The 25,150-nt window shown below is 41.2% G+C and carries 22 protein-coding genes and 1 tRNA gene; 8 read left to right on the forward strand and 15 right to left on the reverse strand.

Going from position 1 to position 25,150, the window contains the following annotated elements; all coding sequences use genetic code 11:
* Positions 1-34: 34 nt before the first annotated feature.
* The 3 genes from ACSBL2_RS10195 to ACSBL2_RS10205 all read right to left on the reverse strand — a co-directional run bounded on the left by ACSBL2_RS10195 (position 35) and on the right by ACSBL2_RS10205 (position 3,585).
* Positions 35-931 (reverse strand): GLPGLI family protein, encoded by an 897-nt coding sequence (locus ACSBL2_RS10195; RefSeq protein WP_442591586.1) that lies wholly within the window; start codon positions 929-931, stop codon positions 35-37.
* Between the two features lie 332 nt (positions 932-1,263).
* Positions 1,264-2,535, reverse strand: coding sequence for an Hsp70 family protein (locus ACSBL2_RS10200; protein WP_442591587.1), 1,272 nt, complete (start codon positions 2,533-2,535; stop codon positions 1,264-1,266).
* 684 nt (positions 2,536-3,219) lie between these two features.
* Positions 3,220-3,585: a response regulator transcription factor gene (locus ACSBL2_RS10205; RefSeq protein ID WP_442591588.1), complete on the reverse strand. Its 366-nt coding sequence runs from the start codon at positions 3,583-3,585 to the stop codon at positions 3,220-3,222.
* Between the two features lie 118 nt (positions 3,586-3,703).
* Here ACSBL2_RS10205 and ACSBL2_RS10210 point away from each other — a divergent pair, with 118 nt between their 5' ends.
* The 6 genes from ACSBL2_RS10210 (at position 3,704) to ACSBL2_RS10235 (ending at position 9,136) form a co-directional block, all read left to right on the forward strand.
* Complete coding sequence (locus tag ACSBL2_RS10210; protein ID WP_442591589.1) at positions 3,704-5,086, forward strand: exonuclease domain-containing protein; 1,383 nt, start codon at positions 3,704-3,706, stop codon at positions 5,084-5,086.
* A 66-nt stretch (positions 5,087-5,152) separates the two neighbouring features.
* A tRNA-Arg gene (locus ACSBL2_RS10215) sits at positions 5,153-5,226 on the forward strand.
* 165 nt (positions 5,227-5,391) lie between these two features.
* On the forward strand, positions 5,392-6,555 hold the full coding sequence (locus tag ACSBL2_RS10220; protein ID WP_442591590.1) for an RNA-binding domain-containing protein: 1,164 nt from the start codon (positions 5,392-5,394) through the stop codon (positions 6,553-6,555).
* Positions 6,556-6,740: 185 nt separating this feature from the next.
* Positions 6,741-6,980 carry an addiction module protein gene (locus ACSBL2_RS10225; protein WP_442591591.1) on the forward strand — a complete coding sequence of 80 codons (240 nt, stop codon included), beginning with the start codon at positions 6,741-6,743 and terminating at the stop codon, positions 6,978-6,980.
* A gap of 367 nt (positions 6,981-7,347) precedes the next feature.
* The gene (locus ACSBL2_RS10230) at positions 7,348-8,265 is read left to right on the forward strand and encodes a GlxA family transcriptional regulator (RefSeq protein WP_442591592.1); all 918 of its coding nucleotides are present in this window, start codon (positions 7,348-7,350) and stop codon (positions 8,263-8,265) included.
* 94 nt (positions 8,266-8,359) lie between these two features.
* Entirely contained in the window at positions 8,360-9,136 is a 777-nt protein-coding gene (locus ACSBL2_RS10235; RefSeq protein WP_442591593.1) for a DJ-1/PfpI family protein, read from the forward strand.
* Between the two features lie 92 nt (positions 9,137-9,228).
* Here ACSBL2_RS10235 and ACSBL2_RS10240 read toward each other — a convergent pair whose 3' ends face one another.
* The 10 genes from ACSBL2_RS10240 to ACSBL2_RS10285 all read right to left on the reverse strand — a co-directional run bounded on the left by ACSBL2_RS10240 (position 9,229) and on the right by ACSBL2_RS10285 (position 19,782).
* The gene (locus tag ACSBL2_RS10240; RefSeq protein ID WP_442591594.1) at positions 9,229-9,807 is read right to left on the reverse strand and encodes a Crp/Fnr family transcriptional regulator; all 579 of its coding nucleotides are present in this window, start codon (positions 9,805-9,807) and stop codon (positions 9,229-9,231) included.
* A gap of 1 nt (position 9,808) precedes the next feature.
* A complete protein-coding gene (locus ACSBL2_RS10245; protein ID WP_442591595.1) occupies positions 9,809-10,165 on the reverse strand; it encodes a hypothetical protein in 357 nt (118 codons plus the stop codon).
* Between the two features lie 155 nt (positions 10,166-10,320).
* Positions 10,321-11,124 (reverse strand): Fic family protein, encoded by an 804-nt coding sequence (locus ACSBL2_RS10250; RefSeq protein ID WP_442591596.1) that lies wholly within the window; start codon positions 11,122-11,124, stop codon positions 10,321-10,323.
* Positions 11,125-11,364, reverse strand: coding sequence for a hypothetical protein (locus tag ACSBL2_RS10255; RefSeq protein WP_442591597.1), 240 nt, complete (start codon positions 11,362-11,364; stop codon positions 11,125-11,127).
* A gap of 685 nt (positions 11,365-12,049) precedes the next feature.
* Complete coding sequence (locus ACSBL2_RS10260) at positions 12,050-13,114, reverse strand: sensor histidine kinase (RefSeq protein ID WP_442591598.1); 1,065 nt, start codon at positions 13,112-13,114, stop codon at positions 12,050-12,052.
* Between the two features lie 88 nt (positions 13,115-13,202).
* Positions 13,203-13,913, reverse strand: a complete 711-nt coding sequence (locus ACSBL2_RS10265) for a LytR/AlgR family response regulator transcription factor (protein ID WP_442591599.1) — start codon at positions 13,911-13,913, stop codon at positions 13,203-13,205.
* Positions 13,914-14,127: 214 nt separating this feature from the next.
* Positions 14,128-15,633 (reverse strand): SusD/RagB family nutrient-binding outer membrane lipoprotein, encoded by a 1,506-nt coding sequence (locus ACSBL2_RS10270; protein ID WP_442591600.1) that lies wholly within the window; start codon positions 15,631-15,633, stop codon positions 14,128-14,130.
* 31 nt (positions 15,634-15,664) lie between these two features.
* Positions 15,665-18,817, reverse strand: coding sequence for a SusC/RagA family TonB-linked outer membrane protein (locus tag ACSBL2_RS10275; RefSeq protein WP_442591601.1), 3,153 nt, complete (start codon positions 18,815-18,817; stop codon positions 15,665-15,667).
* A 202-nt stretch (positions 18,818-19,019) separates the two neighbouring features.
* Positions 19,020-19,334, reverse strand: coding sequence for a pyrimidine/purine nucleoside phosphorylase (gene ppnP, locus ACSBL2_RS10280; protein ID WP_442591602.1), 315 nt, complete (start codon positions 19,332-19,334; stop codon positions 19,020-19,022).
* 37 nt (positions 19,335-19,371) lie between these two features.
* Positions 19,372-19,782, reverse strand: coding sequence for an OsmC family protein (locus ACSBL2_RS10285; RefSeq protein ID WP_442591603.1), 411 nt, complete (start codon positions 19,780-19,782; stop codon positions 19,372-19,374).
* Positions 19,783-19,863: 81 nt separating this feature from the next.
* Here ACSBL2_RS10285 and ACSBL2_RS10290 point away from each other — a divergent pair, with 81 nt between their 5' ends.
* The gene (locus ACSBL2_RS10290; RefSeq protein WP_442591604.1) at positions 19,864-20,304 is read left to right on the forward strand and encodes a PaaI family thioesterase; all 441 of its coding nucleotides are present in this window, start codon (positions 19,864-19,866) and stop codon (positions 20,302-20,304) included.
* Between the two features lie 126 nt (positions 20,305-20,430).
* Positions 20,431-20,673, forward strand: a complete 243-nt coding sequence (locus tag ACSBL2_RS10295; RefSeq protein ID WP_442591605.1) for a hypothetical protein — start codon at positions 20,431-20,433, stop codon at positions 20,671-20,673.
* Positions 20,674-20,830: 157 nt separating this feature from the next.
* On the opposite strand, the gene ACSBL2_RS10300 is transcribed toward ACSBL2_RS10295, so the two are convergent.
* Together ACSBL2_RS10300 and ACSBL2_RS10305 are read right to left on the reverse strand one after the other, a co-directional pair.
* Positions 20,831-22,069 (reverse strand): nucleoside recognition domain-containing protein, encoded by a 1,239-nt coding sequence (locus ACSBL2_RS10300; RefSeq protein ID WP_442591606.1) that lies wholly within the window; start codon positions 22,067-22,069, stop codon positions 20,831-20,833.
* A 93-nt stretch (positions 22,070-22,162) separates the two neighbouring features.
* Positions 22,163-25,003: a S9 family peptidase gene (locus tag ACSBL2_RS10305; protein WP_442591607.1), complete on the reverse strand. Its 2,841-nt coding sequence runs from the start codon at positions 25,001-25,003 to the stop codon at positions 22,163-22,165.
* Positions 25,004-25,150: the final 147 nt, after the last annotated feature.

The raw sequence follows: 25,150 nt of genomic DNA on the forward strand, positions 1-25,150 counted from the left end.
TATCTAAAATCGCGCTGTCAATTGATCTGTATACTTATTGGATTTCCATGGAAACATAATCGTAATTTCCTGGCAGCTCAGCAATGATCAAATTCCCTGCATTTAAATTGATCTGTGTTCCTGCACCCTGTTTTTTCTTTTGTTTTTCAAACTCTTCCCTGGTACATGTAACCATCTTTTTGGGATTTTGAGTGATGATGGGTACCTGCTTCGTCAGCTGTTCCAGGCCGATCAGCTGGAAACTGAACATAGTTTGGGTATCTTCTACGCTCAGGATAAGTCCCGGCAGGCCTTTAAATTTCCATGGACCGTCTTGCAGGGGGATTTCCGAAGTAAACCAGGCGACATAATCCCTTCCACGAAAATTTAAAAATGCTTTTTGACAAGGATATCCCTGTATCGTATCCGTTGCGGTATCAATTTTCCAATTCATCTTACTGTCCACATCTTCATAGCTGAACTTATCGCCAATTGCAGAGACATAGTCAATTACCGTTGTTTTTCCAGTTGATAAATCCTTGAAAATCTGGTAGCTTTCGCCGTCTGCGGAAGGAGAAGAAATCGTGCCGGGAATAGGAGACAGGTCTTTTGCTTTCTCCCCTTTGAATACAGTTACACTTTTGATCGATTCGGCACCCATGTTATTCATCCTGGCCGATAGAAGGGAATCCCTGCCAATTCTTGCAGGATCATAAAATCTGGAAATCCGCTCCCCGATCTCCAAAACCATCGTATCTGTGCGGTAGGGCTGGGTTTCAGTCGCTTTCTTTTTACTGAAGGTATAATAACATTTCAGCTTCACACTATCAATTGTTTGTTGTGCGGATGTTTTTGCGGGGCCAATGATCTGAAGTCCATTTAGCCTGACTGCATTCTGGCCAAAAGTGTAGCTGTTTAAACAGCCTAAAGCAAGTATCATAAATAGTTTCATGGGAATAGGATTAGGTTAATGATGATTTTAAATAAATTGCCCGCCTGTCCATTGGAATGAATAAGAGAGAAATCCTATACAATTCTACGTCTATAAATTTAGACAAACAAGTAAAAAGACATTTTTGTCTAAATATTTAGACGAATGATGATTTATGGCAGCTGGGGAGCCTGGCTGGGTCTCCTAAAAGGGGGGAAGGAAATGGCTTAAACCTGGTCAGCAGCTGTGCAGGATAAGATTAAACTATTCATTTGGGAATGTACTTTTAGAAAGAGAGACATTCCCAAATGGTAGCTGTTTAGGCAGAGCATTCACCTGATGGAGAGGAGTACTTAGTTTTCTTCAAAGAGATACCCGCTATAGGCAAGTCCTTTTGCAACGCTGGTAAAGTTATCTCCGGAATTTACAGGGATATGGGGGAATTTAGTTTTGAACAAATCCTGTATACCACCCACCAGTGAAGTTCCACCGGTAAGGAAGAGGCTATCAATGTCTTCAGGTTTGATATTGTTCTTCAGCATAAATTCATCCAGGTATACACTGATTTTTTTGATGTCTTTTTCAATGACGGCATCATACTGTGTTCGGGTAACCTGTTCATCTATCTCAATTTCCATATGCTCATAGGTAAACCTGGATGACTGGAGATCCGAGAGTTCAATTTTCGTCTTTTCAATGGACTGGAAAATGGAATACCCCAGATTGTTATCAATAAGGGTCATGAGGTTTTTAAACTTACGGTCCCTTTTGGAATAGTGATAGTAATTCTCCAGGTCTTTTTGTATCCTTAGTCCGTTGAAAAAGTTCATTTTATCCCAGGAGCAGATATTGGCGAAAAGAGATATGGGAACAGTTAACACTTTACCGGGTGTCGCTTCATACTGGGTATTTTTCCCAAAATACGGGGTGCCTTTTTCCCACATAAAAGCGGAATCAAAGCTATCTCCTCCAATATAAATACCACCGGATGCAATCATGTCACTTCTTCTGTCTTTATTGCCCGCATTTGCAGGGTCTAATATCAGGAAGGTAAAATCTGTGGTTCCGCCGCCGAGATCGGCAACTAGGACTTTCTCCTTTTTCTGGATTGTTTTTTCATAGGCAAAGGCAGCACCTATAGGTTCAAACTGGAACCTTACCTCATGAAAACCTGCGATTTTAGCAGCCTTGGTGAGCCTGGTTTGTGCAAGCGTATCTTTTTGTGCACTGTCATCATCAAAGAATACTGGCCGGCCAATAATAGCTTTCTGGCAATCCAGACCAATAATTTCATCAGCTTTTGCCTTCAGGTCTTTCAGGATCAATGCCACCAGGTCTGATGCATTGTATCTTTTATTGTGGATTCTGGTTTCAATAAAGCTGCTCCTGGAAAGGATTTGTTTGATAGACTTGATAAATCGGCCTTTCATCCCATCACTCAGATAGGCGGCAATGGCATGGGTACCTACCACATAATTTGTGGCTTCATTGGCTGTGTATTCCTGGTGAAAATAGAGTAGGGAAGGAACGGTTATAGTAGAGATGATTTCTTTTTTTTCTTCATCATAAATGGATAGGGCAGAATTGGTTGTTCCAAAATCAATTCCATAAATATACTTACTCATTGCAAGGGGAGATATAAGGGTTTTAATTGTTTTCTTCAGTAAATAGTTGTTTTTAAAAGGTTATGAGGCTATCATAAGTGCTTATTGTTTTTCATTTGCATTCAGGAACTCTTCAGCTTGGTTTTTCATGAGCTCTTATTGTGCTTCATTTGTATTTAAGAACTCTCCAGCTCGGTTTTTCATTAGTTCTTATTGTGCTTCATTAGCATTCGAGAACTCGCAGGCTTGGTTTTTCATGAGCTCTTATTGTGCTTCATTCGCATTTGAGAACTCGCAGGCTCGGTTTTCATTGCTGTTTGTAAAGTGGTAGGCGCATGATGGTTTCATCAGTAAAAATTGTTTTTTAAAGGTTATGATGGTTTTTTCAGAAGTGGTATGTTGCGGATTGTGTATTGATGCGATAGCTTCAATAGCGGGCAGACGAATACCTGAACTAATCTGCAAAACTATAAATCTATTGTTAAATTGCGAAGATTTGTTCTATTAAATTGGAAGGATACAGACCTTCCGGCAGGGGATACCGGAAATATGATTCATTCTGCTGCGGCCTTTACCCTAAATAGCTAATACTTTTGGTAATGTATGGATTTCAGGAGGGCTGTATTTAAATGAGGTCATTTTTAACAGCATGTGTGTAAAAAGTACAACAAGTGTCCTGCTCAGTAAGGGATTGGTAATATGAACTTAGGCAGCGAGTTGTGCTTTTACAGTATTGATCAGGTTATTGATATCGAATGGCTTAGCCAGAAAATCATTAGGTGAACCTGGCATAGTCAGAAAACTATCCATATTGTGGCTGGCAGAAATCATAATAATAGGAATCTGATTGTACACGGCATCACTCTTTAATGCCCTGCAAATATCCCTTCCATCTACTCCACCAAGCATTACATCAAGCAGAATTAAATCTGGCTTGTCATTATTCACATACTCAAATACTTTTTTTCCATCTGTAAGCGTGCTTACTTCATATCCTTCGTCTTCCAGGATAATCCTGATTACATCCAGTATGTCGTTATCATCATCAACCGCTAGTATTTTCTTAAACATTTTCTTTCCTCATTTCTATCTTGTGTTAGCGATTAACATGCCATAGATATAAAAAATGATAATTTATTATTTTTACTAAAATAATTAGCACTTTTGTATTCTTATTTGAATCGGAAGAATGTTATATGCTGTAGTAGATATTGAGACAACCGGTGGGCAACCTTCGGGTAATGGGATCACGGAGATTGCTATACTTATCCATGATGGTGTAAAAGTTATAGATTCCTATGAAACACTGATCAACCCCAATCAGTATATTCCTGATTACATACAGGCTTTAACTGGAATTGATAATGAAATGGTCATGGATGCCCCTGAATTTAATGAAGTGGCACCAAAAATTTATGATATGCTGAAGGATAAGGTTTTCGTAGCCCATAACGTCAACTTCGATTTTTCTTTTATTCACCATCAGCTGTCTGTGGCCGGATTTCAGCTGAAAAGCAAAAAATTATGTACGGTAAGGACGAGCCGTAAGCTGCTTCCCGGACATGCTTCCTATAGCCTTGGAAAACTATGCAGTGCTTTGAGGATCAATTTGAACGACAGGCACCGTGCCGGAGGTGATGCCAGGGCTACGGCCATATTGCTGACCATGCTGCTGGAGAAGGATACCGACGGGGTGATTTCACAGTCATTGCACAAAGCTTCAAAAGCGCAGGCTTTGCCTCCCAATTTGCCTGAAAAATATATTGATGCCCTTCCTGCAAGTCCGGGAGTTTACTATTTTAAAGATGCGAAAGGCAAAATAGTGTATGTCGGTAAGGCTGTCAATATTAAAAAAAGGGTGTGTTCCCATTTTACAGGAAATAGCATCAACAAACAGCGCCAGGAATTTCTTAAACATATCCATGAAGTAGATTTTACCGTTTGTGGAACGGAACTCATGGCATTGATCCTGGAAGCTTCAGAAATACAAAAAAATTGGCCGGAGAATAACCGTGCACTGAAGCGATTTGAACAACTGTATGCCTTGTATACTTTCGAGGATCAGAATGGATATATGCGGTTTGGAATTGATAAGTATAAAAAGAACAGCAAAGCTCTGTATACTTTTAGCAGCCTGCTTGCAGGGCACAGTATGCTGCGGGCCATGATTGCTGAACATTCCTTATGTGAAAAATTATGTTTTATTCAAAAAAACCGGGAGAGTTGCACTGCTCATGAAAGCGGGAATTGTCATGGCGCATGCCTGAAACAGGAGCATCCCTATAGTTACAATACCCGTGTGAAAGCTGCAATTCTGCATTTAAAATCTTCTTTACCCTCTTTTGTACTGCTGGATTCTGGCAGAAATGAGGAAGAACAGAGCTTTTTATTGGTCGAACAAGGTAAATTTAGCGGTATGGGATATATTTCTTTTCATTCAGATGTACAAAATATGGAGCTGTTGAGATCCTGTTTAGTTCCTTATCCATCAAATGATTATATCCTGAATATGGTGCTGGATTATGCCGTGTTGCACCCTGAAAAGAGGTTGGAGCTATCAGATTTCACATAATTTTTTAAAATATATTTGCTCCTATTGAGGATAAATTCTATCTTTGTCGCTCTCAAATGAGGATACGCATCCATAGCTCAGCTGGATAGAGCAACGGTTTTCTAAACCGTAGGTCATAGGTTCGAATCCTATTGGGTGTACAAAAGTAAAGAGCAGCTTCTAATCAAATTAGAAGCTGCTTTTGTTTAGAAAATAATTTGATTATACCTTAGTTGACGTAATTGCCCTGAATTTAATTAAATTGGTCGTCAACAAATGACTCGTACTATTCTTAATATTTAGTTGTCTCAAAGATTTTGAAAATTATGAAAGCATCAGATATATTAGAGATTATTCAGCAGGGAGAAAGTTCTAAAGTCCAATTCGAAGAAAAAATTCCTCATACTGATTCTTTAGCACATGAACTAATTGCATTCTCTAATTCAAAAGGTGGGATTATAATCATAGGGATTAGTGATAAAACAGGGGCTGTAATCGGTTTAACTTTCGAAGAGATCCAGGAATCTAATCAGAAACTGGTTAATACTGCTTCTCAATCTGTCTTTCCAGCTATTATAATTGAGACTGAAGTTTTAAATGTATCCGGTAAAAATGTAATTGTAGTTGATGTTGCAGAGGGCTTAAATAAACCATACAAGGATCATTTGGGAACTATATATTTAAAAAATGGTTCAGATAAAAGACGCGTTACATCTAATGATGAAATTGCAAGGCTACTTCAAAGCGGTGGTTCTTTTTTTACAGATGAAGCTCCTGTTTCCGGAACTTCAGCAAGCGATATTAATTTGAGCTTATACTCTAAATTTTTATATCGGAAACTGGGTAAACCATTCGCAGATCTTGGCCTCAATTTAGCACAATCACTAGAAAATCTGTGTTTGCTAAAGTCTGGACATCTAACTCTTGCTGGCCTTCTCTTGTTCTCGGAAAAGCGCAGTACGATAAAGCCCCAATTTTCGATACAATGTGTAGCAGTTAATGATGTAACATTAAATGGTAATAATTTCACTGATAATGAACCTGCTTTTGAAGGAACACTCAGTGAAGTTTATGAAAGGGCATTTGGCTTCATCGACAGGAATATCAGGAAGATACAAGTCGGCAATTCATTTAACAGCCTGGCTGTTTGGGAAATTCCACAGGAAGTCTTTGAAGAAGTTCTGGTTAATGCACTCATCCACAGGGATTATTTTATACAATCAACCATAAAGGTGTTTATTTTTTCTGACAGGATTGAAATTGTTAGCCCGGGAAAACTTCCAAATTCATTAACCATAGAGAATATAGCAAATGGTATTTCTATAGCGAGGAATCCGGTTTTGCAATCTCTTGCACAATATATTCTTCCTTACAAGGGATTGGGAACTGGTGTTGGACGGGCAATATCTGCTTATCCTCAAATAAAGTTTGTTAATGAGATAGATACTGAACAGTTTAAAGTTATCATTCCAAAACCTAAAGATAAGTAGATGCAATGGTTTCTAAACCACAGATCATAGGTTCGAATCCTATTGGGTGTACTTCTTTAAAAACGGCCTCTAATTAAACTTAAAGGCCGTTTTTGTTTTCTAAAATTGTTTTTTCTAATTAGTTTTATTTTACTATTTGAGTTTAACTTTGATACTGTGTATTTTTGGTTAAGAACTTAGTAACTATGGCAGCTACAGCAATTAGGGACAGACTATACGACTACATCCGTTACGCCGACGAAAAGAAGGTGAAAGCGATATATACAATGGTTGAAGATAAAATCAATGAGCAGATCAACTTATGGGACGATAAAGACTTTCTGAAAGAAATTGACATGCGCCTTAATGAGTATGAATCGGGTAATGTTCAAACTTCAACCTGGGAAGAGGTAAAACAAAAAGCTAAATTAGCAAAGAAAGGCTAATGGATTATAATGTTAAAGCGGATGGATGGACTGATGAAGCAATGACTTTTGCAAAAATTAAAGTCGTTTGCAATCAATGTTATATTGAAATTAAAGAACGAAACCAAGCCTTTTTTTGAATGTTACCTTGATAATTTATGAAGCTATAGCCATACTCATTTTGACAATAATCAGGCTTTGTTTTTTCAACCCTTTCCAGTGATGCTTAAGAAGGCAATTTTATTCAAATCTGTTAGCAACTCGTTTGACAATAATCTAGTCTGGAATACACATCAAAAAAACAGCTTCTAAATATTTAGAGGCTGTTTTTGTTTCTAGAACTAAATAGCTACGCTACATCTTTACATCCTATCTTTAACTTTGAAAAATGATCACCAATCGTGTTATATTTTTCATATTTGATAGCGTTCACCTTCTGGATCTGGCGGGTGCCGTAACCGTTTTTTATGAATCCGGATGCTGTGGAAAGAAATACGATATGCGGTATGTTTCGCCGTATTTCAATCCGGGAACTTCATCAGGGCTTGGATTTACAAATGTTGAGCCACTCGGTTCAGTAACAGTTGATAAGGATGATATTGTCATTATAGCCGGGATGGAAATTGAAAAGTGGAACAGGGCAGATGATCACCTCTGGATACCCTGGTTACAGTCTGCCGCTACAAGTGGTGCTACCATAGCTTCAGTTTGTACAGCAGCCTTTGCTCTTGCTGCTGCAGGCCTTTTAAATGGTCAAAATTGTACAACGCACTGGGCATGGACTACTGTTTTACAACAAAAATACCCGCTGCTTAAGGTGATAGAGAATAAACTATTCGTGCAAAGTGGCCGGATCTTTACCAGTGCAGGAATTGCTACAGGTATTGATCTTGCGCTCTATCTTATTGAAGAGCAGCATGGGGCAGCTTTTGCAAGTCTTGTAGCACAAGATATGGTAGTTTATATCCGCAGAGACGGAACGGAAGCTCAAAGTAGTATCTATTTGCAAAACAGACAGCATATTAATCATTCTATACATCAGGTACAAGATTTTATCACCAGGCATTTGCACCATAAAATAACAATAGGAGAACTGGCAGATTTAATCTTTATCAGTCCGCGGAACCTTACACGCTTATTCAAATCTTCTACAGGAATCACTATAGGGCAGTATATCCAATTGCTCAGACAGGAAAAAGCGAAGCAACTGCTTAAGACCAAACACAAGCTAGCCTGGATAGCGAAAGAATGCGGCTACAACAGTACCGCCCAGTTGCGAAAATTTGTCAAAGAAGCAAACGGTTAAAACATTTATCTAAGATAGAATGGCCGGATTGTTACTATAGCTGTCCTGATTTATTGTTTGGTTTCCCTTAATTTTGGAGCTAAATAATATATTTATGAAACCACTATTATTGTTATTTTTTTTGATTCCCTGCTTTGCATTTACGCAAAAATATGGAACTACCTATGTGTGTCCGCCATGCAGCCATCCATGTGATACTGCCACTTATCAGCAACCCGGCGTTTGTACGCATTGCGGGATGACATTAGTTGAGAAAAATCAACAGGTGTCAAATGATAAAAAAATAACGGTTTGCTTTTATTTATATGATGGAGTAGAGGTACTTGACTTTGCAGGACCTATGGAAGTCTTTTCCTATGCGGGCTTCAAAATTATAACCGTCGCAAAAACTAAAAGTCCTCTTTTGTCACAGGGAATTCTTAAGATCACTCCAGATTACAGTATTAAGGATGCACCGCAAACAGATATTTTTGCAGTATTTGGTGGCTCGGATGAAGTCGCAACGGATGACCCTGAAGTTATTTCATGGATAAAATCAAGGGACAGTGGGACTAAAAACTATTTTTCTGTTTGCACAGGTGCATTTATTCTTGGGAAAGCGGGCCTGCTTGATCAGCTTACAGTTACCACTTTTCATAAAAGCATAACAAATCTTCAAAAGGCTGTGCCGAAAGCTAAAGTACTTCAAAATGTCCGCTATGTCGATAATGGAAGGGTAATTACCACAGCAGGAATATCGGCTGGTATAGATGGTGCCCTGCATTTGGTTGCAAAATTGAGAGGTAAAGAAGTAGCTGAAGCCATCGCAAAACAAATAGAATATGACAAATATGTTCCTGAACAAGGTCTGGATCTATCGAACCAGCATTAAATTGCTTGGAAACACTTCTTTTGGTAACTTTCCAAAATTCTTGGCACTCCTGACTCAAGCTGTTCTACCAATTCTAAATCCCGAGATACATGCTATCCATTCCTCTTACGGATCATGCTCAAAAACACTGGCGTAATACCCAGATAGGAGGCAATGTGTTTTTGGGGGATGCGCTGCTCCAGTTGAGGGTAAAGGTGCTGAAACTGCACATAACGTTCTTCTGCGGATCTGGAGATGATTGAATTAACGCGCCGCTGATATAAACTGAAACCATTTTGGGCCAGTATCCGAAAGAAGCGCTCCAGTTTGGGCACATCAATATACAATTGCTCCAAAGACTGATAACTGAAATAAAATAGTTCCGTAGTTTCCAGGGCGGCGATACTGTAATAGGCTGGTACCTGACCCGAAAAGCTAGTCATGTCTGCAGCCCACCAGTTTCTGGGGCAAAACAGAACGTTATGCTCCAAACCGTCCTTATCCCGGTTAAAAACACGCAGGCAACCTTCGGCAACGAAATAAAGATTTCGGCATGTCTCGCCGGCTTCCAACAGCGTTTTGTTCTTTTCTAACGTTTTGTGCTGTAGAACAGACGTTATGTGCGCCTGTTCTACAACATCTAGGTTAACGTGAAGCGCAAAGTTTGCGAATATGCGTTCAAAATCAGGCATTCTACAAGGTAGGAACAAATCCTATGATCTTCGTCATCTTGTTTTCATCATTATATTCCACATAGTCCCGGCCTACAAATTCTCCTTTGCCTGGGATATCGATGCCCCAGGAGTAATAGCAATGATGATCGAAATATTCCGGTTCAGTCAGCAGGGAAAAGGTACGGCCAGGCACTTTCTCATGTGAAGACATGACCAAATCAACAAATGCATCAATTCCTGTGACCAAAGGGGTTTGCCTGTCCTGGTAAGTGATGTCATCGGTTAAGATGAGTACAAAATCAGCTTTCACTTCTGATGCTGTCATTTTGTTCCAGGCGCTAGTGTAGCGCTCAACTGTTTCTTTTATGTTTTTCATATCACAAAATTAAGGCGAGGGCTTCAGCCGAAAATTAAAGTAGTTTAATAAAATGAAAAAGATTTATAACAACAGCAGAAGCTGCGGGCGATAAATTTCGTTACCACAGGTTAGCATCAATAACTCTATCCTTCAACAGTTGGCCTGAGATGGTATTACTCTTCACTCAAACTTGCAAGGAGATGTTTTTTCTTTAATTTTAGGCTCTCAATCAATCGTGCTGTCATGAATTCAAGCATTGCTCCAGGATGTTTTTCTTCCTCTGTAAAACATTCCAGGTAATCTCGTTTATTAACTTCCTTTATGAAAATAGGGGGGAATCCTTTCTGTAATAAAATAAGGTTCATGAAAATACGCGCTATTCTACCATTTCCATCACCAAATGGATGTATGTGATTAAGAAACACGAAGTGGAAACGAGTAGCTATGGATAAGGGGTGAAATCCAATATCAGTTGAATTAAAATTTAAAGCTTCATTTGTCTCCCTAATCAATAATTCAATTGCCGTTTGAACTTCCTCTGGCGCTGCATATAAGTGTTCTTTACCATCAGATCTATAGGTACGATTTTCAAAAATCTTGTACTTACCTGGATCACAATAGGTATCATCTGCCCATTGGGCAGGATTTTTCATCAACTCTTTGTGTAGTTTCTTGATATTACTTTCTGTAATACGTTCTGATTGATAATTTTCGAAAACCAAATCGAGAACCTTTTTATGATTAAGGATATCAAGATAATCAGAAATAGAAGTATCCTTTGGGCTAACAAAATCCTTTAATATTTGAACGGTCTGTCCGTGTGATATCTTATTACCTTCAAGGTTATTGGATGCATACGTAAAATCAACTTTTACTTTTTCCAAATAATCCTGGTTCCATATTACAGGATCTGGCTCCAGCTTAAGGATTTGTTTTTGAAGGGCGTTTATTTTTTTAAATTGATCTTCAATTGCCATTTAAATAAACTTTACATCATAATCAAAACCACAAGTTTTGATCTTTTGTAACCATCTTTTATACGTATTTCTTCCTATAATTACTTTTCCGTCGCGTACACCTAGAGTTTCGCCTACAATGAAATTTTGAAGGTCTGCACGATACTCCTTCCTGAGATCAGTCAAAAAAACTCCATCTTTCCTCTCAGCAAGTTTAACTAGCGTATTTATCCTTCTGGAAATAAGATCTACTGTATGCATGAACGCAATCTGATAAGGTTATACATCAAAAATAACTAAAATATGTGTTCATTACAAAGTCTATTGATGATTAAAGAAAAGAAGGGCTTGATTAGTTATTCAATACCCGGTTATTTAAAATATTCCCCTCTGGAAATGCGAATAAACCCGATGTTCCATTACTCAATGTTGCCTCTACCTTGACCTCAGCCAATCCGCCACATGTAAAACCCCTCTTTAAATGCTACAATGAGCGTAGCAACGTAGGGATTTGGTCGTTATGAAGCCATGTCTAAGCCATTGTGAACCAATGATGTTACTGTAGTTGACAAGGTGCTGACAAGGTGTTGACAAGGGGCTGGCAAGGTGCTGACAGGGTCTAGTCCTTGTCAACACCTTGTCAGCACCTTGTTATTCACTTGTTAAACATAGTTTCACTATACTTTCATTTTCGTTTGACTATTGCTTTACCCCGATCATGATACGACCTTGTCCATAACGTATTCAGTTGTTAAACCAGAGAATTATGGCAAAATTACCAGATGGGATTAATGAATGGGCGAGCGGCCATATAGGAAATATGGTGTACTATGCCAACAAAAGAGGCTTCAGATAATGTTTATCTGGGTTGCGGTATTCTTCTCAGGTAGTTGAATTCCCTGATCAGACGACAAATGACGAATGACCCGCTATCCTGAAAAACTTCTCAATCCATGTTGATATTTAACTGTACCTCATAGAATGATTCTTCATCCACAATGCGGAGCAGATGCTTGCCCGGATATAAGATGTTCAGCCGCTTTTTGGTATTGGCAATGCCAACTTTAGTAGAGGTCAGGTGTGTGCTGTTTCGTGCAGATGAGTTTCGAATGCGCAGCTGCAGCACTGACTCTTCCATCCTGAATTCAATTTGTATAAAGCCCTTTGCCCCGGGAACTGGTGCCACATAATGCTTAAATGCATTTTCAACAAAACAGATCAGGATCATTGGTGCAATTGTATAGGATTGAAGTGCAGAATCTTCGGGCATACAGGAAAGCTTTACGGTACATCTTTCAGTGACCCGGTCAGCTTCAATCGTAATGTAATCACGGATGAAATTCAGGTCTTCCTGGAGGCTCACATATTTCCTGCCGGATAATTCAAGGTAATAGCGCATAATGCTGGCCATGTGCATGATCTTTTCCGGAACCTCTTCAGGTTTTTCAAGACTGATACCATACAGGTTGTTGAGGCTGTTGAATAGAAAATGCGGATTCAGCTGACTCCTCAATAGGTTCATCTCCATTTCTTTAAGTAGAATCTGGTTGTCGGTATCCCGGTTTTGCTGTTTGTAGTATTCAACAATGAAGAAGATGAACAATAGAATAATGAGAGAAACCAAACAACACAGCACATAGTATAAATAGAGCTGGGAATGTTTAACGACAGCCTCATCATACCAGCCTACGGTAGACAACCAGCTGTCGATAAGGTAGGCGAGAGTTCCAAACAAACATACCGTAGCCAGCGACAGCACACTGTACAATGCATACCGATGCGCAATAAAATAGGGTAAAATCAAAAACCTCTGGAACTGAAGATGAATATAGAGGATGAAAAATATGAAAAAACCGTCTCTGAATTCATGGGGCCTGATCATGCCTTCCCGGTCATTTAAAACCATGAGGATAAACAACAGGGTGAAGATGGAGATCTCCCTGATCCATTTATTTTCTATGATCTTTATTTGGAAATAGCCGTGCTTCAGTATGTTTCTTATCTTCTTCAAATTGCTTTTACAGTTTTGCCTTTACAGCGTAGGTTGGCCTTTATAGCGTGGGCAATTTAAGGATTTATCAGGGATGTGCCACCTGCAATTAAAGTTTGAATGCTTCCGCAAGGATTCTTCGGTAGGTAATTCCAACCGGTAAATCTATTTCCGGCTGAAGAAGTGAAACCATATCTCCTTTAATGTTTTCAATTTTACTGATGGCAACAATGTACGATTTATGAATTCTGATGAACTCAAATTTTGGCAGCCGTCTTTCTACTTCAGCAGTTGTTGCCGTACACAGGTGAGTCTGCGTGGCGGTATGGAGTTTAATGTAATTGCCCCAGCTTTGAATATAGGTAATCTGATCCAGCGGAAAATCAATCATCCCATCATCGGTTTTCAGGGTGATAAAGTTATTCGGAGCCAGTATCTCCGCATTTGTTTTGACCATCCCCTGGTGTTCATGATAGCGTAAAATGGCCTGCTCAAAGCGGGGGTAGGGAATGGGCTTCACCAGATAATCCAATACGCCATAATCATATGCCCTGAGTGCATACGTGGAATAAGCAGTGGTCAATATGATTTTTGGAGGAGAGGTTAATGCTGAAATCAGTTCAAAACCATCCAGCTCAGGCATGTTGATGTCCAGGAAAATTAAGTCAACAGCGGTATGCTGCATAAATTCGATCGCCTTTGCCGCGTCAAAAAATTGTGCAGTCAGCTGTAGTCCGGAATGCCTTTTAATGTAGTTCTGTAATACATAATGCGCATTTCGCTCATCATCGATAATCATACACTGAATGCCTTCTTTCATCTTAATTGTTGTTTATCCCGGTAGGTCTAATTCGTTTGTGTTTAAAGTTCCGGCTAACCATCAAAAGTACCGGAATGAGTTTATCTGATTCTTCTTGATGCGATCCCGGCAGGTATGGGTACAAATATACTTCAAGTATTTCAGGACTGTATCATTCCGGCTTTAAAACAACAATTCAGGCCTGGAAACAGACCTGAATTGTATTTGTTAATTTTTAGGGTTGCCAGAATACTTTATTGACTAAGCCGTCAATATTGCCTTGTTTGGCTACTTCAGCACTGTTGGTACTTACTTCTGACGATGGATAGCGCAATCTTTTCGGCGTAGTGGCAGCGGGTACCGCAACAGAAGAGGGCATCCCTCTGGGTAAACCGAGTCTCCTGAAATCGCTCCAGGCCTCTGCTCCATCAATACTGTTCAGGGCAAGCCATTTCTGGTCAATGATCCTCTCTATTTTGTCTGATGCAGAACTGTCATCAAAAGCGACACCCGCCTGAAGGTTATAGGTTGAAAAGGCGCTTTCAGGAACTCCGGTGTAGGCAAAGGAAGCTTTGATTCCATTTTCATACAGTGCTTTTGCTGTACCCGGTATCCAGCCGCGCTGCACGGCTTCCGCCTGAAGAAAATAAGCTTCTGCCAGGGAGAAGAGAAGGGCTGGGGAAGTGGCTGTTTTGATGATGCCTGCGCCCGGCCCCCTGAAGGCCGAAGTGGAAGTCGCATTCTGGGTCGCATCGGTGGTATTCTGACCCAACAATACCCCTTTGTAACCACCTCCATTTACTGCTTCAGCATAAATCAATGCTTTCCGCGGATCATTTACTGCCTCATATCTGGCCAGTAAAAACCGTGTAGGCCTTACTGCATTAAACATGGCTGCTGCTACGCCCTGGCTATTCCTGAAATAAGTAGTGAAGAATGGGTTCTGCTGATTGTCTGCCTGCAAAGTGAATCCCGGATTCGCCAGCACATCAGCCGTTATATATCCTGAACCTTCCGCGGTGATTTTTGCAATTTCTGCGGTAATGTAATTGCTTTTTTCCGCCAGCTGACTCTGGTGCAGTAATGCCCTCAGTTTAATGGTGTTTGCAAATTTTATCCAGGATAATGCATTGCCCCTGAAGAAGATATCTGCTGTAGTGGGTGCTGCGGTAACGCCTGAATTCTTGATGTCGGCAATACCGGATGTAATTAAATCCAGCGCCCCTGCATATACCTCTTCCCCTTTGTCATAAACAGGTTTGGTGATACTGGGATCTGAAGCCTGGGAAAAGGGAATATTGTTATAATGATCTACCAGTTGCAGGAAATGTAAGCCCTTGATGATTTTAGCGATTCCGGCATAAAAGGGTGCATTTTCCTGGGTCTGGTGCTGTAAAATCGTATAGTTGTAAATGGAAGTATAGGATTTTTCCCAGATGTCGGCAGCAAAATTATCAATTATACTGTAATTGCCGATAAGATCTAATGTTGTGCCTGCAGCCCCCGTGGTTGTTCCGGAGATGTCATATGCCTTACCCCAATACCCTCCCCAGAAGTTTCCGAGTTCATTAATGGTGTTGGTCTCCAGCCGCGTTGTAGTGAGCATGGAGCCGGCAAGCAGCATATCGTTGGTAACTGTAGTCGATGCATTTGGGTTGGTATTGATATCCAATACTTTTTTACACGCGGTACTGCAGCATGTGGCAGCAATGAATGTGGTATATAATATAGCTTTCTTCATGTTTTCTGATTGATACTTTTGGGGAATGGGACTAAATGGTAAGGCCTAAAGTGAAACCATAAGAGCGGGTAGAAGGCATGGTACGCCAGCCACTGAAACCAACTCCACTCAGATAGATAAATTCAGTTTCCCCGAAAATATTATCCTTAGCACGCAGGTTCACGAGATTACGGCCATATACAGACAGGTGTAATCCTTTGATCGCTTTCTGGTTTCCCAGCAACTTCACCGGAAAATCATAATTTAAGGCAACCTCACGAAGCTTCACAAAATGTCCGTCAAAGACGTTATTCGACAGGATGTTCTTATAGGTGTTCCAGAAAGCAAAATCACCATTGGTGAGTACCGAAGTATTTTCCGTAAATACCCCTGGAGAGCTTTCTAACACGGAATTCGGGAAAATGAATTTCTCTCTTCCGAAATCTTCGGCAGCACTTTTTGGCAATAAACCTGAAGCAGTGATATTTTCCGCTCCGGCAGTGTAGAACATACTTCCCCAGCGTGCATCAATTTGGGTGCTGAGCTGGAAGCGTTTGTAACGTACTGAAGTATTGAAACCTAACATATGTACGGGTTGTGAAGTCCCTTTGTCTGTTAAGGCAGAAGCCTGTGCAGGCAATCCTGTACTGGCATTGATAACGACCCTGCCCTGCGGATCCCTGACATAGTCAGGTAACTGATACGTTGGGTAACGGTCACCTACAGATAGATAGAGTCCTTTCCATTGATTCAGGGTTTCCTGTCCGCCTACGAGGCTGACTACCGTATTGTCATTATGGGTATAGTTGACTCCGGCCGACCAGCTCCAGTCTTTTGTTTTAATGAGGTCGCCGTTCATGGTCAGTTCAATGGATTTACTTTTCATCCGCGCCGCATTGGCTTTTGCGGATCCGAAACCGGAGGCATAGGAGGTACCGATATCCAGGATCTGATCCCTTGAATCTGCATAGGCATAAGTTCCTTCCACACGTAACCTGTCTTTGAAAAAGCCCAGTTGTATCCCGCCTTCATAGGAATAAACGAACTCAGGTTTCAGATTGCTGCTCAGGTTTTGTGCGTTTACCGTAGCACCTGGCAAACTTCCAAACGGAAATCCATCTACACTCGTGTATACATTTTGCAGGGCATACGGTTCAACCGTTACGTTACCGCTTTTACTGGCGGAACCATAGATCTTACCGAAGGATAGGATGCTGCTGTTGGCCAATGCCGGAATGGCCTGGGTAAACAGGAATGATACGTTTGCACCCGGATAGAAATAATTGCGGTTGTCTGCCGATAACAGGGAAACAGATTCCCGCCTGCCATTTAGTGTGGCAAACAGGTAATTGTTGTATCCTAGGGTAAACTCGCCAAAATAAGCATAACGTCGCTGATGGGTGATTTGCGAGCCACCGTTCAGGTTTCCGGTTAAGTTACTTTCATTGTATAAGTCTGGGAAGTTGAGTGCCGCTGCACCTACCTGCACAAATTTATATTGTATATCCTGGTAGTTCTGGCCAAGCAATAACCTGGTGCTGAATTTTCCGAAATCTTTATTGAATTGCAGGAGCAGGTCACTGTTCAGTTGCTGGTTGTTAACCGACTGGTCACTCACCATTCCGGATGCGGTTCCGCCATAACTGGTGCTTCTGCGTGTAGCAGTGACGATGTTTCCTGCTGCATCCATATAGCGGTAGGGGATGGATGCATCATCAAATTTGTTTCCGAAGCTTTTATAACCTGTATTGACACTGGTTAAGCCCAATCTGTAGGTTGCTTTGAACCATGGGGCTACCTGATAATCAAAACTTACATTCCCGGTCAGGTTTTCCTGTTTTACATCCTGGCGCTGATTGTCTATGGCCCAGTAAGGATTGAGTGTTGTGGTGGAAAAATAATACTGCGGTTGCGCATATGCGGTATTTTTCCAGTCTTTTAATTCATCCAGTGGGATAAATGAAGGAAGTCCGCGGACATTGTTCCACGGCTCTGAAGTAGTGGTAGAGGTATTGGTCTGTACATAATTAACGGTGTACGATGTTTTCAGTTTTCCGAAATTTCTGCTCCCGTTAAAGCGCAGGCTGGCCTTTTTACTCTGGTCTTTCGGAATAACCCCATTGTTATTGACATACTGACCGGAAAGGAAATAGGTAGATTTATCATCTCCGCCACTGAAGGAAATATTTTCCTGATGGGTGATTCCGGTATCAAAAAAGTCTGATTTTTGGTTTTTTACAGGAGAATAGGGCAATTCCCATTGTGTGCCATCTGGCAAAATAGGACCTACCTTCACCAGGCTGCCATCGTATTTTGGTCCCCATGAACGTACTTCATAAGGCTGGTATACCCCATTGAATCCGGATCCATAGGTCTCCTGAAATTCCGGAAGCCAACCTACATTCTCCAGCGTGGTGGCATGGGAGAAGCTGATGGTTCCCTGTCCGTTTTTACCGCTTTTTGTGGTAATGATGACTACCCCATTTACCCCCTGCGAGCCATATACCGCTGCGGCGCTGGCACCTTTTAAAACTGTTATATCTTCAATATCATTCGGGTTGATCATGGAAATGGCCGAGGCATCCCTCTTGTTGCCTGATGCCTGGGGATTGTAATAGGATACCGTGGCCAGGGGTACACCGTCTACCACGAACAATGGCTCATTCTTCGAATCATTGATGTTCCTGGCACCACGTAGGGTTACCCGTACCTGTGGATTTACACCCCCATCAAACATGTTTACCTGTAAGCCGGCAACCTTGCTTTGCAATCCGTTTAAGGGATTCACGACCTGGGTTTGTGTGACCTCATTGCCTGTTAAAGTAGCTACGGCTACCCCTAATTCTTTGGATTTGCGTTTGATACCAAAAGCTCCGGTGATTTGTACTTCCGACAGGTCGTTTGATGATTCTTCCAGACTCACGTTCAGGAAGTTTTTTCCCTTTTCTACCTGAAGCTCCAGTGTTTTGAATCCGATATAGTTGAAGATTAATAATTCGCCATGATGAGCATTGATACTGAATGTGCCTTTTTCATCGGTAAGACTTACTTTACTGGTCCCTTTAACACGTACTGTTGCACCGGGAATTGCCCTCCCGCCATTTTTCTCTGTTAAAACTCCTTTGATTTTTCTTTCCTGGGCAGTTGCAGTGCGCATTTGGCAAAGCAATCCGATCAGGAAAATGAAGCGTATACATTTCATCATATAATTAAGAATAGTTATAAATTGTCTGCAAAAGACGTTATTTAGACTAGTTCTTTCTAATTATGGAGACGAAGTTTTGGGATTAAATGACGAGTTGAATTCGTCATCGCTGAAGCGGATTTTCCCTGGTTGATTGAACGCGTTCCTGTTCAGGCCAACCAGGGGAGAAGTGTTGTATACGGTTATGTTGGTTTTCAGTTCCTTACCCGTAATAACACAGGTAGGCTACATCAGCATCGCAGCTGACTTCAAAGGAAGTTCCTGCGGCGACATCAAATTCCTGGTTTTCGGTATAGGTTTGATAGGCGCTGTCTTTCAGGAGTACTTCCAGTTTACCGGAGAGGATGATCATTTTTTCGGGTGATGAAGTGGAAAAAGTATAGGTACCTTTTTTCATGACGCCCAGGGTTGCTTTTCCTTTTGGCGTGTCTAGCCCAAGGCTCTGTACTTTTCCGTCGAAATACGTGTGGTGTGCTACAACCTCATGCTGTTGAGGTAGATCGGATGAATTGCTCATATATAGGGTTTGATTGGATTGAAGCTGAAAAATACAATTATTCTACCACAGTTTCAATCGCAATTGGGTTGGTCAGTATTTTATGGATGGGACATTTATCCGCAATTTCCAGAAGCCGCTGCCGTTGTGCTGTGCTGAGATCACCCTCAAATTCCATCTTCATGCTGATCCTGGTGTCTTTACTCAGTTCTTCCTCTTTGTTCTCTATGGCGAGGTGGATTTTCACAGCTTCCAGGGCTATTCCTTTTCTGTCGGCATACATTCTTAGGGTAATTGCCGTGCAGCTGCCCAGACTGGCCAGGAGCAATGCCGCAGGGGTCATGCCCTCATCGGTTCCCCCGATATCTTCAGGCTCGTCTGCGTAGATAAAATGTCCGCCAGCATAGACTTTGGTACGGTAATGGGATTGGTCAAGTTCTGTTATTGCGGTGACTTTGTTTTCTGCCATGTGAGGGTTTTGTTTTTTACATTTACTGCTGAATCAATTCTAATTTTATTCAAAATCAATTATTCTACTAATCAATCAGGTATGGAACAATCCGAAGCTGCAAATCGTTTAAATTTTTTAAAGTCCTTTATAGGGAAAGAGATCGAGGGTTCACCCTCCCCCTACATGAACTGGCTTAAACCTGTGGTGTTGTCTGCAGCACCGGGTTCACTTCAATTCAGTTATGTGGTGAGGAAAGAGATGACCAATCCTTACGGAACATTACACGGAGGGGTGACTGCAGGAATTATTGACGACCTGATTGGAGCCACAGTGTATAGCCTGGGACTTCAGGATGCTTTTACTACCGTGAATAATGCGATTGATTATTTTGCTCCTGCCCGCGAAGGGGACCTGATTGTGGCGCAAACCACCATCGTGAAAAGGGGACGGAGTGTGATCAACCTGCAATGTGAAATCTTCCTGCCCGCAAAGGACAGGCTGATCGCCAAAGGATACTCCAATATGATGAATATCGGATAGTGCTGAAGATCATATTTTTAGCGAATACTTTGCTGTAAAACTTAACGTTATGATATTATCAGCTTAAAATTCAGTAAACCTTTTTCGCTGATATTTGTTATCAAATGTAACTAACCAGATATGAATATGTTAAGTAATTATGTCAACTTTCAATTTGATGTACAGGGAAAGCCTGTAAAAGGGTTTTGCATGAAAATTCATGATGAATTTCATGAGACCTATGCTGTTGTAATGGATGGTTATCATTCATTTTGTGTGTGGCTCGATCAGCCTTCTTCTACATGGAAGTCTTCCAAGTATGTAAATGTGGAGCCGGGTGTTCTTGAAAAGATTATCAGTTATTTAAATATGGAAACGGCAACAGCTTAAATACGAGCAATAATAAAATTTAAAGGCCTTTTCTGATTGATCAGAAAAGGCCTTTTTCATAAACAGCACTTTAGTACTTTGTGCCAAATGCCCGCTTCTTTTTACATAGAACTGTCCATTTTAAACGAAACCATTTTCAAATGAGGGGGCTTTTATTTTAGTGGAAAAACAGATAAGCGACAAGCACCGCTGCTATGATCCCGGCCAGGTCTGCAATTAATCCATAAGGAATGGCGTAACGCGTGCGTTTAATCCCCACAGAACCAAAATATAAAGCCACAATGTAAAATGTAGTATCGGCAGAACCATTAAAAATGCAGGAAAGCCGGCCTACAAAGGAATCAGGGCCAAAGGTTTTCATGGTGTCTACCATCATTGCCTTGGCACCGCTGCCACTTAAAGGTTTGATCAGCGCCGTAGGCAGGGCAGGTGTAAAGTCTGTGTTGACACCAACCTGTACAAAACACCAGGTGAAACCATCTACGATGTATCCCAGTACGCCGGAATTACGCAGTACGCCAATGGCGACAATCATGCCCACCAGGTAGGGAATAATGGTAATACAGGTCGTGAATCCACCTTTTGCCCCCTCAATAAAAGTATCATAGACATTTATTTTTTTACGGATAGCACCTAGAATGAAGGCCACGATGATAAAAAACAGAATGAAATTGGAAGAGACTTTAGACACCACTTCTATTTGTTCTTTGCTCAGGTAATTGCTGAAATAATAAATCATTCCTCCAATGAATAGGGTAATGCCACCCAGCCAGGAAACTACCACCCTGTTGAATAAATTGATACGCTGTTTAATGGCCACAGCAATCAAACCAACCAATGTGGCAACATAGGTAGCAATCATGCAGGGAATGAAAATATCTGAAGGATCGGCAGCACCCAAAACGGCGCGTTGTGCCATGATACTCAGGGGAATGAGGGTCAGGCCAGAGGTGTGCAATACCAGGAACATGATCTGTGCATTACTCGCCGTATCTTTGTCGGGGTTAATTTCCTGCAGGCTCTGCATTGCTTTTAACCCGAAAGGGGTGGCCGCATTGTCTAGCCCCAGCAGGTTAGCAGAGAAATTCATGACCATATGGCCTGTTGCCGGATGGTTTTTAGGAACTTCAGGAAATATACGGTTAAAGAAAGGCCCGATAATCCTGGATAAAAAATTAATGGCGCCCGCTTTTTCTCCAATATTCATGATACCCAGCCAGAGCGTCATGATACCGATCAATGGTAAGGCAATGTCCATCACAGCGACCTTGGCAGAGTCAAATGTACCATCAACGATTAGCTTGAATATTTCCGTATCACCAAAAAATATAAGCCTGATGAGTGCTACGACGAATGCCACAAGGAAGAATGCGATCCACAAATAATTTAATGCCATTAATTTTTTAGTTTGAAGCCATGAAAGTAAAAAAAAGGATCTGTATTTATGAAATACAGATCCTTTTTAATAGAAATATAAATGAAATGGCCTTTAAGGTTTATCGTTTGTTAGTTCAAATCCCCATGTTCTGCCTTTTTCCGTAGCAGGTATTCCGCCTGTCATCCATACCGGAGCTTTTGCATCCTTCAGGTAATAATCAAAAAATTGCTGTTCACGGATTTGAATGTCTTTTCTATTCTGGCGTTGTACCAGATTATGCGCTTCGTTATTGTAATTTAATAACCATGCAGGTTTTCCAAGACGTTTAAGTCCGGTAAACATTTCAATTCCCTGGTACCATGGCACAGCTCCATCTGCATCATTTGCCATGATGACTACCGGGGTCTGTACCTTCGGTAAGTTGAACAGGGGTGAATTTTCCAGGTAAAGCTCTGGTTTTTCCCATAAGGTTGCGCCAATCCTGCTTTGCGTTTTTTCATACTGGAATTGTCTGTTCATGCCAGATTCCCAGCGAATACCCCCATAAGCTGAAGTCATGTTCACCACTGGTGCACCAGACCAGGCTGCCGCATACATATGGGTTGCCGTAATCAGGTGTGCGACCTGGTAACCGCCCCAGCTTTGTCCCTGGATACCGATCTTTGCACCATCAACCCAGGCATTTTTCTTTAAGGACTCTACACCAGAATTGATATATTCCTCGGCAGATTTCCCCGGGTGCCCAATTTCATAACTGATATCAGGAGCAAAGACCAGGTAACCATTACTCACAAAATAGGAGATGTTTAACCGTGATGGGGTAGGTGCAGGTGGAATGTAGGCGTACAGGTTATCAGATAGTTTCTCATAAAAATAGGCGATCATCGGATATTTTTTTGCCGGATCAAAGTTTTCCGGTTTGTAGAGTGTGCCTTCTGCCTGGTATCCTTTAGGCGTAGTCCATTTTACCAGTTCTGCCGTTCCCCAGTTATACTGCTGTTGCTGCGGATTGGTAGTACTGAGTTTAACTTCAGTTTTCAGGTCGTTCGAGACATATACATTCGGTGAAGTGGTATAGTTTGCCTTGTCATAGATCAGTTTTTCGGCCAGTTTAGCTTTGATCAAAGCCGAGTATTTGAACTTCGCCATCACCACTGGTTCAGGGTTTTTGGTACTTGCCGCGTTGGTACGGTAGAATCCATTTTCTTTGCTGAGATTGTTGAGTGTGCTCAACCACATCTCTTCCCCTTTTTTAAGGAAACGGGCTTCAGGATCCAAGTTTTCATAACGGAAGGTCAGGTTATTTTTCCTTCCGAAACCATTGGTCAGATTTTTGGCTTCGCTCTTACCATCAGGTGAAAAACTCCAGATATCATACCGGTCATAGAGTAAAACCTGCTTGTCATCTTCAGTCCATCCGGCAACACCATAGGCCGATGCATCTGCAGGGACATCATTGTCTTCTTCTGCAAATTTTACCATGTTGCTGGTGTTCAACTGTGTGATTTTCCCGGTGGCAATCGCGTAGGTGTACCAAAAACCTTTAGTTTTATCAAAGTATAAGACATAGTTCCCATCAGGAGAATCTGTTGCATAAGAGTTGATACCTGACAGGATCTTTTTCCTGATGCCGGTTTTGGTGTCTACAATGTAATAATCCCTAAGCGTACCTGCGTTCCACTGTGCCTGTATCCTGTTTCCGTAATCTGTACCGGCAAGAACGAGATTTGCATCTCCCTCTTTTAATGGCATGGCTTCCGGAAGTTTGAGGTCTGCCAGGGGAACGATTTTCGGATCACTGCTAAAAATGTCTATGACGGTTAAATAACTCCTTTTAAGTTCCTTTTCCAGATTTCTTAACTGCATAGGCTGCAGGTAATCATCTTTATACCCCCAGATATCCAGTTTGGCATTTTCAAAATCTACCAGTGTGGTGTCTTTTGCTGTTTTTACCGGCGCAATGCCGAAGAACAGTTTATTGCCATCTTTGCTGAATTTCAATTTGCCATCGCCACTTACACTCCATTTGGCCGGCATCCCTTCAATTTCCCGGTCGACCAATATTTGTGCGGTATCGAGGGTAAGCGAGTTGAAATAAATACTGTAATCTTTGATTTCTTCCTTTTCCGGAGAAGTTTCCCCCAGGAAGGCGACCTGCTCTCCATCTTCATCAAATACGAAATCCTTAAAGTTGCCCTTGGTGGTCACGAGTGATTTCAATGTTCCTTTTTCTGTCTGCAGAAGAAAAACACCGGCTTTTACATTTTTATCTTTTTTCGATGGGACTACGCTGAAGATCAGTTGTTTGCCGTTTTTGCTGAAATTGTATTCCACTACAGCACTGAAGGTCTTCTCTGTACCGCTGATCAGGTTACGAAAAACGAGGTCAGATCCTTCTTTTTTATCCCTGGTTTTTTCTTCTTCAGCAAAAAGAGAGTCTCCTGTATCATCTTTTTGTGTACCCTCCGTAGATTTCGATTTTTTAGTGGTATCTGGCAGCGGTTCTTTCTGATAAGCCAGGAATGCCCCACCATTCTCCGGAATTTTAAAGGATTTTACTCTGGGGATTTTTACGACTGCTGCAGTGGCAAGGTTGATGAATCCCAGGGAATCTTTAGTCATCTCAGCTGCTTTCTTCTTTTTAATCTTTTCCAGTCTTGTGGTGGCATATAAAGGCTTGATGATAAAACCTGCATACTTTGAATCTGCACTGAATTGTAACAAGTCTCCTCTGGAAACAGCGATTTTGGTATTTCCTGACAGATTATTCAGGAATAAGGTGGCATCACCCTGTTGTTTAACAATGGTATAAGCAGCCCACTGCCCATTCGGAGATAATTGTTTTGTCCCTACACTTTCCCATGAATCATAAACGGAATGGTCTAATGGTTTTTTCTGAGCGAATGAAGTCGTCGCATAGAATAAAATAATGATCGCTAGTAATCTTTGCATATGAATTGCTGTATCTTTTAGAAAATAATGTGGTCAGCATTTAAAAATTGTAAAATTTTATCAATAATCCCTTATTGTATATCAAATTTTACAAAAATATCGGCACGGTTGCGATAAGTAAAGCCATAGCTTATATCATTGGGATTT

This window comes from Pedobacter sp. AW31-3R (genome assembly GCF_052180285.1).
Classification (GTDB): Bacteria; Bacteroidota; Bacteroidia; order Sphingobacteriales; family Sphingobacteriaceae; genus Pedobacter.